Here is a 15354-nt window from a genome sequence, read left to right on the forward strand (position 1 = left end):
TATCACTTTACGCTTTTTCAAGATCTATGCACTGACCTGCAGCAACGGTCATGCCCATATCACGTATGGCAAACCTGCCAAGCTGCGGAAACTCTGATACCTTCTCTATGACAAGCGCACGGTCTGGAACGACCTTGACTATTGCTATATCTCCGGTCTTTATGAAATCTGGCTTTTCCTTTAATGTTGTGCCATCCTTTGGATTTATTGTCTTTACTATTTCATCTATTCTGCATGCAACCTGCGCTGTGTGAACATGGAATACAGGCTTGTATCCTGCAGCTATGACGCTTGGGTGGTTTAGCACAACGATCTGTGCTGTGAAGCCCTTGACAACTGTTGGCGGGTTGTTTGCAGGACCGCAGACATCTCCCCTCTTTAACTCGTTCTTTGCAATTCCCCTAACGTTGAATCCTATGTTGTCACCTGGGCCTGCCTGCTGCATCGGCTCATGGTGCATCTCTATTGATTTTACATCTCCAGCCTTGTTTGCCGGCATGAATATAACCTTGTCGCCGACCTTCATAACACCGGTTTCTATTCTTCCAACAGGAACCGTTCCTATACCGGTTATTGAGTAAACATCCTCTACTGGTAACCTTAATGGCTTGTCCACAGGCTTTGCAGGTACCTGTAATGCATTCAATGCCTCCATTAATGTTGGGCCCTTCCACCATGAAAGGTTCGGGCTTGGCTTCATTATATTATCTCCCTTGTATCCGCTCAATGGTATTATTGGTACGTTCTTAAAGCCTATTGGTGTTAACAGCTTTGTTATCTCGTCCTTTACCTCATTGAATCTCTTCTCACTGTACGGTGGCTGTGTTGCATCCATCTTATTAACAACGGCTATGAGCTGCGGCACACCCAGTGTTCTTGCAAGGAAGGCATGCTCCTTTGTCTGTGCCATGACTCCCTCTCCTTCCCTTGCAGAAACAACGAGAACTGCTGCATCTGCCTGGCTTGTACCTGTTATCATGTTCTTTACGAAGTCCCTGTGTCCGGGGGCATCAATGATTGTGAAGTAATACTTGTCAGTTTCAAACTTCCTGTGTGTTAAATCTATTGTAACTCCTCTTTCCCTTTCCTCTTTGAAGCGATCCATAACCCAGGCGAACTCAAATGTTGCCTTTCCCTTCTCCTCAGCTTCCTTCTTGTACTCGTCTATTATATGCTGTGGAATCTCTCCATGCTCGAATAATAGCCTGCCGACTAATGTTGATTTACCATGGTCAACGTGGCCTATTATTACCAGGTTCATGTGTGGTTTTTCTGATGCCATATTCTTTCACCTTTTTAATTAAGCCTCTGTTAAAGTATAATACAATGCTATTTATATACTTTTTTATGGATTTTTAAATATATATAATATCAATAATAAATTAAGAAAACCTATATTATCATAAGTGATTTATCCACATGATAGAACGCATCTATGTTATACCCCACGGTGATGAGATCATAGACATGCCGGATAAAGAAAGCGCTGAAATGAACAAAAAAATAAGAGAGGTATCAAAGAACGATAAAAGCGATGTTAAATTAATAATATCGCCGCATGGGTTAAGGCTTGAAAACGGTACAGTGATTCCGATGGATTCATATTATTATGGATACTATAAAACAAAGACAAGAACCTTTAGATCAAAATTCAGAAACGATCTAGAGCTTGCATCATTGATATATAAAAATACATCATATATAACAAGTCCGGGGTATTACATAACATCATCTGGCGAGCACTCAATCTTTCCACTGGATTTTGGCTCGATAATACCCTTGAGTTTCTTTAAAAAGGGCGATATTATCTCTATTGGGCAGCCAAGAATAAATTGCAGGCAAAAATTAATAGAATTCGGCAACGATCTTTATAAAACTCTGGAACCGTATAATAAAAAAGTTTCTGTTATAATAAGTGCTGATCAATCACATACGCATTCAAACGGCATCTATGGTTATTCAGATCTTTCAAATGTATATGATAATAAAATCATATCATGGATAAAAAATAATGACGATTCAATAAAGGATCTTGATGATAATATAATAGAAAGGGCAAAGCCTGATAGCTACTGGAACATGTTAATACTTTATGGCATGATAAAAAACAGGTACAGGCTGATTTTTAAGTACTATTATGTCATGGATTACTTCTCGATGCTGCTTGCCGTTGCAGATAAAGAATATATATATGAATAAGATAAACCGGTATGAACGATGCCCATTTTAATATTATTTCAAAGGACAAAAATTCAATAACCGTTGAAATGATTAACTATGATAATACATTATTAAGGCCCCTTGTTGAGGAAATATCAAGGGACGACTCTGTTGATGAGATTCATTACTATATAAAGCATCCAAATCTTGATAATCCGCAGATACATGTAAAGGTAAAATCCGGCAAGCCACAGTCTGCAATAAAAAAATCGATAAGACGCATTGACAGGATATATAACTCATTGATAGACGATCTTGAAAGGGAAGAAAAGCGTTTAAATGTCTCAAAATAAATATTTAATTGAGACTTCAAAGGAGAACTACGATATTGTATCAACAGAGCTGAAGGCCATATCAGAAACCTTTCTGGATTTTAATATAAATTTTTCGTCAAATGGTTTTTTTATAATCTCTGGAAGCTTTGAAAAAATTCGTTACTCAGGCTTTGTGAATAATATATCAAATATTATATACGAATCAAATGATTACAAAGATTTTCCGGAGGTTAATGTCAAAAGCTTCTATGTCCGGGTTGTGAACGTTGAAAAGGATAAAACAGAGGCTCTTGAAAGGGAAATAGGCAGAATAATAAAGGGTAAATCAGCAGTTTCTTTTAACAATCCTGAGGGAATATACCGTGCGGTAAAGCTTGATAAATGGTACCTGTGCAGGCTTGTTTACTCAAGGAGCACAAGGGAATTCGAGTCAAGAAGGGCCCCGTTAAGGCCATTCTTCTCACCGGTTTCAATGCATCCAAAGTACGCAAGGTACCTTGTTAACATGACCTTTACAAGGGAAAATGAAACCATACTAGATCCATTCTGTGGAACTGGCGGAATACTAATTGAGGCTGCCCTAACAGGAAGAAAGATCATAGGAAATGATTATTTACTATCAATGGTAACAGGAACAAAGATGAACCTTAAGTATTATAATATATATGATTACAAGATATATAATAAAAACATAGAGGATCTCTATCTTGATGATAAAATAAATGGCATTGCAACAGACATGCCATACGGCAGGAGCTCATCAGTTTCAGGAAACATAGAAGATCTTTATAACATTTCATTTGAGAAGTTTAATGAATTTTTGATTGATCATGGCAAATGTGCAATAGTAATCAATGATACCTCAAGGTTAATATATTCAAAAAAATACTTTAAAATATTGTTTATTGTTCCTGTTTACCAGCACAGGTCATTGACAAGGTACTTTGTAACACTTGAAAAAATATAGTTATTTAACTATCTTTATATAAACTGTCTTATCATCTATGTCCCAGGCCCTCGCCCCAGGATCATTTTTGAACAATATCTCGCTGCTCAGGGTCTCATTTTTTATCTTTTCCATGTACCTCTCAACAGCACTTCTTATATCCTCATCGGCATCTATGTAGGTTTTTATTTTTTCTGAGTATTCTAAATTAAGATCCTTTCTCATGACCTGTATACGTCTTATTATCTCACGTGCATAGCCCTCAAGTAATAGATCATTATCTATCTCCCTGTTTATGAATAGATAGATGCCGGACCTTTCGTCCTTGTTAAAGCCGTAGTTTCCATTTACCTCCTCGTTCATTATAAACATGTCATCTGTTAAATATATACCATCAAAGTTTATCTTCCTCTTTGATTTTAACTCCCTGTATACAAGATCATTGTTCCTTTCAAGGTATAGATTAAAATCATTTATTCTGCTCTTTAGCAGCTTTGCGACCTTTGATATATCGGCGCGTACTGTTATTTTGAGTGGCATTTCATCGCTTTTTATGAATCTTATTGATTCTGCGTTTAGCTCAGGTGATATAATATCTATTATATCGTCTCTAAGCTTTATATCCGAGTATATAAGTATCTCCTTAACAGGCTGCCTTCCCTTTATGTTTAATTCCTGCCTTGTCCTTCTTGAGAGTTCCATGATCTCTATGGCATGCTCCATCTCATTTTCAAGGTCATTGTCTATGAACCTTTCAATGGCCTCAGGATATGACTCCATGTGAACACTCGGCATTCCAGGGGATAATTTCTGATAAAGATACTCTGAGAAGAACGGTGTTATTGGTGCCATCATCTTTATTGTCTCCCTTAATGTATAGTAAAGCGTGCTGTATGCCCTCTCCTTTGAATCATCGAGGTTTCCCTCCCAGAAGCGCTTTCTTGATAATCTTAGATAAACATTGGAAAGTTCAGAGATTAGATCCTCAATGTACCTTAATGCTGTGTGTATATTGTAATTATCCATATTCTCCCTTACCTTTATTATCGTTGTGTTAAGCCTTGACAGCATCCAGCGATCAAGAAGGTTTTCCGGTTCTTTAATCTCTGTGAACCTGTACTCATCGATGTTTGCATTTGATGCAAAGAAAGAATAAACATTTAATAGTGTTGATAGATTCTTCCTTGTTATCTCGCCGATCAGTTTTTTGTTTACAGACTTTGAATTCCATGGTGCACCGGTAAAAAAGAACATTCTTGCAGCGTCCGCACCGTAATCATTTAAAAAGTCTATAGCGGCTATGAAATTTCCCTTGCTCTTGCTCATCTTCTGTCCATTCTCATCCAGTATATGACTTATGGAAACCACGTTTTTATAAGCGTTTTCGTCAAAGAGAAGTGATGCAACAACATGCAATGTGTAGAACCAGCCCCTGGTCTGATCTATTGCCTCCGTTATAAAGTCCACAGGGAAATGGCTCTTTGTAAAGTCCTTTGAGAACGGATAGTGCATTGCAGCATAGCTGGCACTTCCGGAATCGAACCATGTGTCTATAACATATGACTCCCTGTGCATTTCAGATCCGCATTCAGGGCACTTTAATACAACGTCATCTATATATGGTCTATGTAAATCCTCAGGTATGTAACCACCGTACTTTAAAAGATCATCCCTGCTTCCTATGGCAAGGTAATGGTTTTTATTACACCTCCATATGGGCAGTGGGGTTCCCCAGTATCTATCACGGCTCAACGCCCAGTCCTTTGCCTCCTCAAGGAAATTCCCAAATCTGCCGTTCTTTAAATAGTCGGGCACCCAGTTTATCTTTTCGTTATTTTCAAGCAGCTTTTTCCTTATTAACGAGACCTTTATAAACCATGTATCCAGTGGATAATAGAGCAGCCTGGTGCCACACCTGTAGCAGAATGGATAATCATGCTTCATCGTCTCGGCCTTAAAAAGCAGGTTGTTCTCCTTTAAATAATTTATTATGGATTTATTTGCATCGGTTACAAAGAGGCCACTCCATGGAAGCTTTTCATTAAATCTTCCATCCTGGTCAACAGGATTGAGTATTTCCACTGAAAAGCGCCTTCCTATCTCAAAATCATCAGCACCGAATGCAGGTGCTGCATGCACTATTCCTGTACCATCCTCTGCTGTTACAAATGATGCCGCAACAACCCTGAAAGCATTTTCAGGTTTTTCCAGAAACGACATTAGCTGCTCGTACTCTATGCCCTCAAGATCCTTACCTTTAAAGGTCTTTATTAATTTATAATCATTGAACAGCGATTCTACCTTTGATGATAATAAATAGTACTCAAAGCCATCGCTCTCTATTAAAGAATAATCCATATCAGGATTGACAACCAGGAACTCATTTGACGGCAGCGTCCATGGCGTTGTGGTCCAGGCTATAAAATATCTATTTTTTCTGCCTTTTTCTGCAAATTTGACAAATACTGAAGGATCATCAACGTTTTTATAACCCTGTGCAACCTCATGCGAGCTTAGTGATGTGCCACATCTTGGACAGTATGGCACTATTTTATAATCCTTTACCAGAAGGTTATTTTCATACAATGTTTTTAATGCCCACCACTCACTTTCCATGTAGTCATTTTTTAATGTTATGTAAGAATTTTCCTTATCAACCCAGAATCCAACAAGGTCATCAACAATGTTCCATTCATCTATGTATCTAAAAACACTATCCCTGCAGTACTGGTTGAACTTTTCTATGCCGAAGTTCTCTATGTCCTTTTTGTTTTTAAAACCAAAGTGTTTCTCTGCCTCAAGCTCAACCGGAAGCCCATGGCAGTCCCAGCCGCCAGTCCTTCTCAATATGTCATGACCGGTCATGTACTTATACCGCATTACTGTGTCCTTTACAGCACGCGTCATCAAATGTCCAACGTGAGGCCTGCCATTTGCCGTTGGCGGCCCCTCCAAAAAGGCAAATGGCTTCAGGTTTCTATTGCTTTTTATTATATTCTCGTCTATGTGATTCTCCTTCCAGTAATTTAAAATTTCATTGTTAATATCAATCATGGATTTGTTTACATTTATATTCTCATAAAGTGTGGCTTTCATTTTATAGTTCAATTATAAAAAGTATATATTATTTTTTATGTAAATTCTCAGCCATTAATATTAATTCCTGCCTTTATGGATTTTCTTGATGCTGAAATCCAGACGCCGCCGCCTATAAGAAACACGGCACCTGCAATTGTATAAACACCAGGTACCTGTTTTAATAATATAAATGCAAAGATTATTGCAAAAACAGGATCAAGGTATGTTAATATTGAAACAGGCTCAATACCTATCCTTTTCATAGAATCGTACCATAAAAATAATGCAAGAACAGTCTGGATTGCACCGGAGAATATAATTATAAAAACAACGTTAAAATCAATTTTAAACCTAAGTAAAAATATAAATGGAAACAGTATTATTATTGATATAAAGGATTGCATAAAAATTAAATTGAATGCACCCTTTTTTGATGAAAGCCTGCTGAATATTGTTAAAAGGCCATATGTTATTCCTGATAACAATGCAATTATTATTCCTGCAATGTTTATATCAATGGACGTCACAGCCATGATAAAAACACCAAGAAGCGATGCAAAAGATGCGATATATCCACGCATGGTAGTTTTTTCACCTGCCAGTGGGGCAAGCAGTATTGCTATTACAGGCCCTGTGTAATAAAACACTATCGCCTCAGAAACAGGTATTAAAAATATTGAATAAAACAAAAGGATCCAGTTAAGTGAAAGCAGTATTCCTGAGGCTATTTCATTATATTTTATATTCCATATTAACTTTATTGATTCTCTCTTTAATATAAATAGAATAATAATGAATGAAATTAACACCCTGAAAAATACAAAAACCGGGGATGGCAGGCCAGACCATAGGGCAAAAACAGGTATCGATCCCCATATGACTGTTGATGCAAGCATTTCGGAAATCCCAAGGTTTTCACTTCTCATTTAAGCATAGATATATTATAAAATTATTTTTAATTATGCTATTTTATCACCAGGCTCGCCGCCATCAGGGGTTAAAAGCTTAACACCATCACCTGTAATTGCACCAAGAACAAGAACCTCTGAGATAAAATTTGCAATCTGTTTTGGTGGAAAATTGACAACAGCTATTATTTTTTTATTTATTAATTCATCCTTTTTATAGTTTGTAATCTGTGCCGAGGAGTTTTTATATCCTATAATATCACCAAAGTATATTTTTAACTTATATGCCGGCTTTATTGCCTCCTTAAAGTCAGAAACCTCCTTTATAATTCCAACACGAATATCGATTTTTGAAAAATCATTGTATGTAATCATAAAAAATTATAATAATAAAATATATTTATTGTTTATTATTGTTTATCACGATAATTTCATTACCGCAAAAAAATATTTATATTATTAAAAAATCTTTGTATAAATGAATACAAAAAACAGGCATAATAATCAAAAAAGAAGGTATACAAAAAAGCTTGATATGAGAAAGAACGCGGAGTTTAACTACATGCTGGGAACCATAGTCAGGGACCTGCCTGATAGCGTACGCGGTGCAATACGCGGTGGTATATACTCAATAGCCTCAAAAAAGGGTATATTTGAGGCCAAGGACTTTATAATAAAGCAGAGGGAGGCCGGTATAATAGATGAAAATACCGAGAAAAAGCTGATTGATCTAATTTTTGATTACAGTAAATACAGGCAATAAATATTTATAACAGGCTTTAATGTTAAAAAGATATTAAATACAAGTTACAAATAGGGATTATATTAAGGTGATATAATGAAGATGCCAAAGCAAATTGAAGCTTACTGTCCGTACTGCAAAAAACACACAACACATGATGTTGAGCGCGTTCGTAAGAGAAAGGCCAGCGAGCTTAAGGCCGGTCAGAGGAGATTCAGAAGGGTAACATCTGGTTATGGAGGTTTCCCAAGGCCAAGGTACGAGGGCCGTGAGAAGCCAACAAAGAGAATAGCCTTAAGATTAAGATGCACCGTCTGTAAAAAGGCTGTGACACCTCCAAGCATAAGGGCAAAGAAGTTTGAGATTGTGGAGGAGTAAACATGAAAGACTTTGTTAAGATAAGGCATGTTAACGACCATTTTGTTAAGATAAAGTGCAGGAACTGCGGGAACGAGCAGCTGGTCTTTGCAAGAATATCATCGCAGGTAACATGCAATATATGCGGGTCCACCATAGCAAAGCCGACAGGAGGCCTTCTTGCAGCGGCCGGCGATCTTGTAGGCGGAGGCAAAGATGAAAAGCCTGCCTGATGTTGGCGATCTTGTAGTCGTTACAATAAAGGAAATAAAGAACTACGGTGCAATAGTAACACTTGATGAGTACGAAAATGTAACAGGTTTCATTCATATAACCGAGGTTGCCACAGGCTGGATAAAGCATATAAAGGATTATCTCAAGGAAAACCAGAAGACCGTATGCAAGGTTCTGGACGTCGATAAAAGCAGAAGGCATGTTGATCTTTCACTTAAAAGGGTGAATGAGCATCAGCGCAGGGAGAAGATTGAGGAATGGAAGAACGAGGAAAAGGCCTTTAAGCTGCTGGAAATCGTTGCAAACAACCTTGGCATATCAAAGGAAGATGCAATGAAGGAATTTGGTGACCGTTTAATAGAAAACTACGGTACATTATACGATGCATTTTTTGACGCCGCATCAAATGATGAATTCATGTCATCAGACAATTCAAAGTGGCGCAGTGTTTTTGTCAGGATTGCAAGGGAAAACATAGTAATACCAAAGGTTGAGATATCCGGCTACCTTGAGCTTTATTCATTATCATCAAACGGCATAGAAAACATCAAAAAGGTTCTTGAAAACGAGGAATCAGAAGATGTAACCATAAGCTATGCCGGTGCCCCAAAGTACCGTATAGTGGTCACGGAATCAAACTACAAAGTTGCAGAGGAGGTCTTAAAAAACAAGCTGAATGAGATATCAGAAAAATCAAAGAAAAATAACGTTTCATATGATTTTGAGCGTGAGGAGTGATGAAATCTTTAATAAGAAGGTGCCCCTCATGCAATATTTACACATTGAAGGAGTACTGTCCGAGATGCTCTGCAAGAACATGCATGGCAATACCTGTCAGGTTCTCACCTGCTGATAAATTCCAGAGGTATCGCCTTATGGAAGAAAGTGATAATTATGGAAAAGATAGTGATTAAATATTATAAAAAGCCCAGGCTTAGCAATCCTGTATTAATTAGTGGCCTTCCCGGTATAGGCAACGTTGGCAAGATAACCGTCGATTATCTAATAGAGAAGTTAAAACCGGAAAGGCTCCTTGATATTATTTCAGAGCATTTTCCACCACAGGTCTTTATTGATAGTAACTCTGTGGTAAGCATAGCAAAGAACACAATGTATTATAAAAAGAGACGCGGTAAGAGCGATTTAATCTTCCTCACAGGTGATTTCCAGGGAACAAGCCAAGAGGGGCAGTACGAATTATCAAGTAAGATACTTGAGATCTGCAAGGAATTAAAGGTTTCAATGATATATACACTTGGCGGTTACAGCATAGGCAGAATCGTTGATAACCCAAGGGTGCTTGGTGCTGTTACAGACATTGATTTAATAGATGATATAAGCAGGGCCGGCGTAATCTTTCCAAAGGGTGAACCTGCAGGCGGTATAGTTGGCTCTGCCGGTTTGATGCTCGGCCTTGGAAAGGAGGTCTTTAACATGAAGGGTGCATGCCTGATGGGTGAAACCTCGGGCTATTTTGCCGACCCAAAGGGAGCAATTGCAATACTAAGGGCGTTAACAAGGATCATAGATGTAACCGTTGATGAAAAGGACATTGAGGAAAAGGCAAGGCAGATAGAGGAAATCACAGAAAAGATGAAGGAAGAAACAACCAGCAAGAACAGGGATGATTTAAACTACTTTGGATAATTTATATAAAACAATATTAAAAACTTTCTTTACATAGTTATAATAAAGATGCAGGGCTTATATAAATATGCTTAAGGTTGGTGATAATGCACCTGATTTTGAGGCCATTTCTGACAGTAATGAAAAGATAAGGCTCAGCGACGAGGTAAAAAAGCACAGGGTCGTTCTATATTTTTATCCAAAGGATGATACACCCGGATGCACAACAGAGGCCTGTACATTCAGGGATAACTACAATGAGCTTTTATCACTCGGTGGCAACGTCATTGGTGTCAGCTCAGACTCAATAGAATCGCACAGAAAATTCAAGGAGAAATACAGGCTGCCATTTACATTAATAAGCGATCCTGATGGCAAGATACGAAAATTATACGATGCAACAGGCTTGATGCTGCCTCCAAGGATAACATATGTTATCGATAAAAACATGAAAATAATCGAGGCCTTTAATTCACAGATGCGGCCAAGGGATCATGTTGAAATATCAATAAATGCATTAAAATCAAAAAATTAGTTTATATCCAGGAATTTTATTTTTTCTATAATCTTTGGTATATCTATATTCATTGGGCACACCTCACGGCAGCCTCCTGAGTGCATGCACAGTTGCGATTTTGAGTAATCCTGCATTGTTATTGCGGACCACATGATGCCCGTTGGCCCTGTATATGGCGGATTCCCAAATTTCCTTCCATAAAGCCTGTATGCAGGGCATGAAAAGTAGCAGCGGCCGCATCTTATGCATAAAAGCGATTCCTTCATTGTTTCATCCCTTGATGCCTCAAGTCTTCCGTTGTCTATTAAAATTAAATGGAACTCTGCCGGACCGGTTGCAGGCGTTACCTTTTTCAATTCTATGTCACCTGTTGAGCTTGGCCCAGAGGTTACATTTATATATGTTGGTGGGTAAAATCCTGCATATGCAGCCTGGACCATTGCCTCCTCAAAGGCATCTGAAAGCCTTGGGACAATCTTGTCTATTCCTGTAACGGCTATATGTATCCTTGGCATGACAGTATCCATTCTTATATTACCCTCGTTCTCGACAAGTATTACAGAGCCTGTATCAGCAGCAATAGCATTTGCGCCGGTTATGCCAACATCAGCATTTACATACTTTTCCATCAAAAAATCACGAACATACTTTACCATGTCCTCTATTGATGTATTATTATTTATACCATCTGAAAGGTTTTTATTTAATAGCCCTGCAACATCATCCTTTGAAAGATGTATTGCAGGCGCAACAAGGTGTGATGGCATATCGTTTCCTATCTGGACAAGGTACTCCCCAAGGTCCGTTTCCCAGACGTCTTTGTTATGTAAATGCTCCCTTAATGATATTTCATATAAAACATTTGATTTTGATAAAACTATTCTGTTTTTATCCTTTATTATATTATCTATTATTGAAAGTGCCTCTTCTTTATTTCTTGCAAAGTGGAAATTGCCGTTTGATGCCTCCACATTTTTTTTAACAAGATTTATATACATTTCAATGTTGTTAATGACCTCAAGCTTTTTATTTCTAAGATCCCTTGCCGCCTCAATTATATATGGATGCTCCTCAAGTATTTTATGAACCTTTGGTGCGTTGTTTTTTATAGCATTTGATACATTTACCGTCCAGTTCATGAAACAACCTCCGCTATATCCTTAACATTTTTTGAGAATTTTGATAGATTTTCATAGCATAGCGGGCAGGCAACAAGTATATTCTCATTCAATGAGCTCAGCTGTTTATATCTTAGCTCTGCCACACCCTCGCTGTCTTTTTCCGAGATTATTCCCAATGGCCCACCGCAGCAGAAACCCATCTCCTTTGATGTTATTAAATAATCCTCTGTTAGCTCTATTCCGGAATCATTTATAAGCGATCTTATCTTATCGTACATGTTATAATGCCTTGAGTAAAGGCATGAATCATGGAAAACATATGATCCGGTTCCGGTGAATTTCACAAGCTCAAGGTAGTTTTTTACATCAAGATCAAGATTGGCCCTCTTAATAGCGTTATGTGTATGCGGATCAAGGGTTATTATCCTTTTTACACCATGCCCTTTAAAGAAATCGTTTAATCTCTTCGAGTAATCATTGAACGCATCAATCATGCCAAGCTCAATTAACAGTGCGCCGCTGTATGGCTCCTCATCATAAAGATATCCAAATTCCACGTCTGACTTTTTAAGCATTTCAGAGATATTTTTTAATATTTTAAATGACCTGTTCATTTGATCCATATCAGGTTTAAAAAGGCCTGCGAGGGACATTAAGCTCCTTGGTATTTTTATTTTTGAAAATGAATTTGCATATCTTTCAAATTTTTTTAATAACGGTGCGATCTGATACATGTAAGATGTGTAGATTACTGTTTCACCTCCATGCCTTATATCGTTTGTCCATGATGAGAAAAGCTTTTTATCCAATGGAAATGGTAAATAGCTTTCCATGAGGTTTTTGTATATAATGTCCCTTATATTTTTTAGATAATTCACGTACATATAAATAATAAAATAAGTTTGTATTTAATGTTTATTCCTTACATGTCTTAAGATACCTATCAAACCATGCAAGCTTTTTATACAGTCTATCGATCATATTTTTTGGTATGCCGGCCCTGGCATGCTCATGGTTATCACCAAGGTATCTTATTAATTCCGTATCTATATTGTTAAGCTTTAGTCCAATGAAAAACTGCTCTGCCTGCTCTATAGGGCATCTATAGTCCTCCTCGCCCGTTATTAACATCAATGGCGTTTTTACGTTTTTAACATATTTTATAGGCGAATATTTCATTAGTTTTTCAATGGATTCGTCCTTGTATGGATCATCTATGTTAAGCTGTATTGCATTGAACCAGAATCCTATGTCGCTTGTTCCTATCATGCTTAAAAGGTTTGATATGCTTCTCTCTGAAATGCCGCACTTAAAGTAATCATAATGCGATACTATCCAGTTTGTTAAATAGCCGCCATAGGAACCACCGGTAATGCCAAAGCAGTTTTTTATATTATATCTTTTCCTTATGTATTCTATTAGATCAAATATGTATTTTGTATCAAGATTTCCCCAGTCACCAACACAGGCCTTTTCATATTCCTGGCCGTAGCCGGTGCTGCCCGGGGGATTTGAATATAATATGTTATATCCGTTATCATAAAAGTACTGGAACTCTATATAATATGATCTTCCGTATGCCGCATTTGGTCCGCCATGTATAAAAAGTATCGTTGGTGCATCCCTTGAATAAAGCATAAAAAATGCCTCCCCATTCATAAAGTCAATGATCTCCGTGGTTTTTCCATTTACATTGTTTATATCAATCTCGCCATTAAAATTTATAATACATGGTTTTTCCGGCGTTGAATATATGTAAGCAAGTCCAGAGTCATTCACGTCGAACTCCCTTATGTAATAATTATTATCGGTTACCTTCTCTATCTTATCAGAGATTCTGTATATGTTTGAATATGATCTTTCCTGTGCTATTATATAAAGATCATCATTATAAAATTTCATCTGCCTTCCGGTGGACATAAATGAATCGCTTATTATGCTAACCGCAGAGTCGCTGCCAACGATTAAATCATTATTATCCATTCTCAGCCTCCTCACCTCACCTGCCTTCATTGCCGGACTCCATGTGAATGCAATTTTTCCTCTTTCTGATACTGCAATTGATGACACATCAATGTTTTCTGCGATCTTTTCCATGATGTTTCCTGAAAAATCTATTTTATAAAGATTTGATATATTATAATCGTTCAGCTCATTTACAAGTATAAAATCATCGTTTGCGGCCGCATCGCCCACATCACCACTGAATATGCATCTTCCATTAATGTCATATAAATGGAAGTTCGTTGATAAATAACCGTATCCATTGAACCTGTATTTTAGCCTTTTTGCCTCAAAGAATGTTTTTTCCTCAGGTTTTTCCCTGGCTATTGCAAGTATTCTGTTGCCTGCTGAAATGATCTTTTTTATTTTAAAGAATGATGCAACCCTCTGCGGTTCGGAGCCATAATCAAGCCTTATTATGCTATCTTCATCCTTACCAGATCTTATATAATAAAGGGCTCCATTAAAAACAGGATTATGATCATTTCCGGAGAAGGTTATTTTTTTATCTCCATGGTATATATAAGTCCTGTACTCGCCGTTCTCTATCTCCTTTACGGTGTAAAAAAGGCCGCCGTCAAGAGAAAGGTCACCTGCAATTCTTATACCATAAGCTTCCTCTGGTTTCATAATGGTTTATCTATGTTAAATATTAACATTTTTGCCAATTTATTTATAATGATTTTTGATAAGCATTTAATGAGGGCCATTCTTATAAACAAGAGCAATGTAAAAAAGATATCAAAGTTTTTCAATGGTGATAGGGAAAAGATGAATATTACAGAAAAATTCATAGAATACTTTGGCGATAATATAGTCTTTGTAAAATACTATGAGGACTCCGATATAGATCTCAAGGTTAAAACATACAAAAATGATTATAAATACATAAAAATAATAATATCAAGCAACAACGTCTTTAATATTATGCTACTGGATTTAAAAAGCAGGAGGATTGGCAGGTCCAATCTTTACTCAATAATAAGGTCTTCAGCAGATCTTTCCAGGGAAACAAGATCTGAGATCTCAAGATTTCTGGACGTTATAATAGGCAGAAAGAATTTAATATGGTTATTATACGATAGCAATACCGGGTATACGTTCCCTGTTAATAATTATATAATAAAGGATATAATAATGGATCAAATATACAGCTTGAACAGATCCTCGACACTGCAGCCGGAACATAATATAGAGGTGCCGGTATCATACATAACATCATACTGGAAAAACTATCTAAAGAGAAACAATAAGAGATCAATCGATGTATGGCACCAGATGATCTTTTAAATTAAATAAAACTTATTTATTAATTATGGATATCAT

The 15354-nt window shown here is 37.2% G+C and carries 18 protein-coding genes; 11 read left to right on the forward strand and 7 right to left on the reverse strand.

The genetic code is table 11. The features are described 5' to 3' along the window. Positions 1-7 precede the first annotated feature (7 nt). Positions 8-1282 (reverse strand): translation elongation factor EF-1 subunit alpha, encoded by a 1275-nt coding sequence (tuf, locus tag B8780_RS02900; protein ID WP_011177216.1) that lies wholly within the window; start codon positions 1280-1282, stop codon positions 8-10. A gap of 137 nt (positions 1283-1419) precedes the next feature. Between tuf and B8780_RS02905 the strand changes: the two genes are divergently transcribed. The 3 genes from B8780_RS02905 to B8780_RS02915 are packed head-to-tail and all read left to right on the forward strand — an operon-like array spanning position 1420 to position 3462. Further along, positions 1420-2199, forward strand: a complete 780-nt coding sequence (locus B8780_RS02905) for a DODA-type extradiol aromatic ring-opening family dioxygenase (protein ID WP_084272585.1) — start codon at positions 1420-1422, stop codon at positions 2197-2199. Positions 2200-2210: 11 nt separating this feature from the next. Continuing rightward, complete coding sequence (locus B8780_RS02910) at positions 2211-2513, forward strand: DNA-directed RNA polymerase subunit L (protein ID WP_011177214.1); 303 nt, start codon at positions 2211-2213, stop codon at positions 2511-2513. Next, a complete protein-coding gene (locus B8780_RS02915; protein ID WP_084272586.1) occupies positions 2500-3462 on the forward strand; it encodes a DNA methyltransferase in 963 nt (320 codons plus the stop codon). The genes B8780_RS02910 and B8780_RS02915 overlap by 14 nt, the downstream gene beginning before the upstream one ends. Here the strand turns inward: B8780_RS02915 and ileS are convergent, their stop codons facing one another. The 3 genes from ileS to B8780_RS02930 are packed head-to-tail and all read right to left on the reverse strand — an operon-like array spanning position 3463 to position 7802. Further along, positions 3463-6537 carry an isoleucine--tRNA ligase gene (gene ileS, locus B8780_RS02920; protein WP_084272587.1) on the reverse strand — a complete coding sequence of 1025 codons (3075 nt, stop codon included), beginning with the start codon at positions 6535-6537 and terminating at the stop codon, positions 3463-3465. It lies immediately after the preceding gene. A gap of 47 nt (positions 6538-6584) precedes the next feature. Further along, positions 6585-7445 (reverse strand): DMT family transporter, encoded by an 861-nt coding sequence (locus tag B8780_RS02925; protein WP_084272588.1) that lies wholly within the window; start codon positions 7443-7445, stop codon positions 6585-6587. 33 nt (positions 7446-7478) lie between these two features. Beyond that, a complete protein-coding gene (locus tag B8780_RS02930; RefSeq protein ID WP_011177210.1) occupies positions 7479-7802 on the reverse strand; it encodes a tRNA-binding protein in 324 nt (107 codons plus the stop codon). 103 nt (positions 7803-7905) lie between these two features. On the opposite strand from B8780_RS02930, the gene B8780_RS02935 reads away from it, so the two are divergent. From B8780_RS02935 to B8780_RS02965, 7 genes are all read left to right on the forward strand, one after another. Further along, the gene (locus B8780_RS02935; RefSeq protein ID WP_084272589.1) at positions 7906-8190 is read left to right on the forward strand and encodes a hypothetical protein; all 285 of its coding nucleotides are present in this window, start codon (positions 7906-7908) and stop codon (positions 8188-8190) included. A 75-nt stretch (positions 8191-8265) separates the two neighbouring features. Continuing rightward, positions 8266-8547 (forward strand): 50S ribosomal protein L44e, encoded by a 282-nt coding sequence (locus B8780_RS02940; RefSeq protein WP_011177208.1) that lies wholly within the window; start codon positions 8266-8268, stop codon positions 8545-8547. 2 nt (positions 8548-8549) lie between these two features. Continuing rightward, entirely contained in the window at positions 8550-8759 is a 210-nt protein-coding gene (locus B8780_RS02945) for a 30S ribosomal protein S27e (protein ID WP_011177207.1), read from the forward strand. Beyond that, the gene (locus tag B8780_RS02950; RefSeq protein WP_011177206.1) at positions 8743-9498 is read left to right on the forward strand and encodes a translation initiation factor IF-2 subunit alpha; all 756 of its coding nucleotides are present in this window, start codon (positions 8743-8745) and stop codon (positions 9496-9498) included. The genes B8780_RS02945 and B8780_RS02950 overlap by 17 nt, the downstream gene beginning before the upstream one ends. Continuing rightward, the gene (locus B8780_RS02955; protein WP_011178338.1) at positions 9498-9674 is read left to right on the forward strand and encodes an RNA-protein complex protein Nop10; all 177 of its coding nucleotides are present in this window, start codon (positions 9498-9500) and stop codon (positions 9672-9674) included. Before B8780_RS02950 ends, B8780_RS02955 begins: the two co-directional genes overlap by 1 nt. Further along, positions 9655-10407 (forward strand): proteasome assembly chaperone family protein, encoded by a 753-nt coding sequence (locus B8780_RS02960; RefSeq protein ID WP_011177205.1) that lies wholly within the window; start codon positions 9655-9657, stop codon positions 10405-10407. Before B8780_RS02955 ends, B8780_RS02960 begins: the two co-directional genes overlap by 20 nt. Positions 10408-10474: 67 nt before the next feature. Continuing rightward, on the forward strand, positions 10475-10921 hold the full coding sequence (locus B8780_RS02965; RefSeq protein ID WP_011177204.1) for a peroxiredoxin: 447 nt from the start codon (positions 10475-10477) through the stop codon (positions 10919-10921). On the opposite strand, the gene B8780_RS02970 is transcribed toward B8780_RS02965, so the two are convergent. Genes B8780_RS02970 through B8780_RS02980 form a run of 3 tightly spaced genes read right to left on the reverse strand, consistent with a single transcriptional unit; the run spans position 10918 to position 14658 of the window. Next, positions 10918-12042 (reverse strand): LUD domain-containing protein, encoded by a 1125-nt coding sequence (locus tag B8780_RS02970; protein WP_084272590.1) that lies wholly within the window; start codon positions 12040-12042, stop codon positions 10918-10920. The two genes, B8780_RS02965 and B8780_RS02970, sit on opposite strands and share 4 nt — an antisense overlap. After that, positions 12039-12908 carry a heterodisulfide reductase-related iron-sulfur binding cluster gene (locus tag B8780_RS02975; protein ID WP_084272591.1) on the reverse strand — a complete coding sequence of 290 codons (870 nt, stop codon included), beginning with the start codon at positions 12906-12908 and terminating at the stop codon, positions 12039-12041. The genes B8780_RS02970 and B8780_RS02975 overlap by 4 nt, the downstream gene beginning before the upstream one ends. Before the next feature lie 31 nt (positions 12909-12939). Beyond that, complete coding sequence (locus B8780_RS02980) at positions 12940-14658, reverse strand: alpha/beta hydrolase family protein (RefSeq protein ID WP_084272592.1); 1719 nt, start codon at positions 14656-14658, stop codon at positions 12940-12942. A gap of 69 nt (positions 14659-14727) precedes the next feature. Here B8780_RS02980 and B8780_RS02985 point away from each other — a divergent pair, with 69 nt between their 5' ends. Then, positions 14728-15318, forward strand: coding sequence for a hypothetical protein (locus B8780_RS02985; RefSeq protein ID WP_048059439.1), 591 nt, complete (start codon positions 14728-14730; stop codon positions 15316-15318). Positions 15319-15354 lie beyond the last annotated feature (36 nt).

Origin of the sequence: Picrophilus oshimae DSM 9789 (genome assembly GCF_900176435.1) — an archaeon.
GTDB classification, from domain to species: Archaea; Thermoplasmatota; Thermoplasmata; order Thermoplasmatales; family Thermoplasmataceae; genus Picrophilus; species Picrophilus oshimae.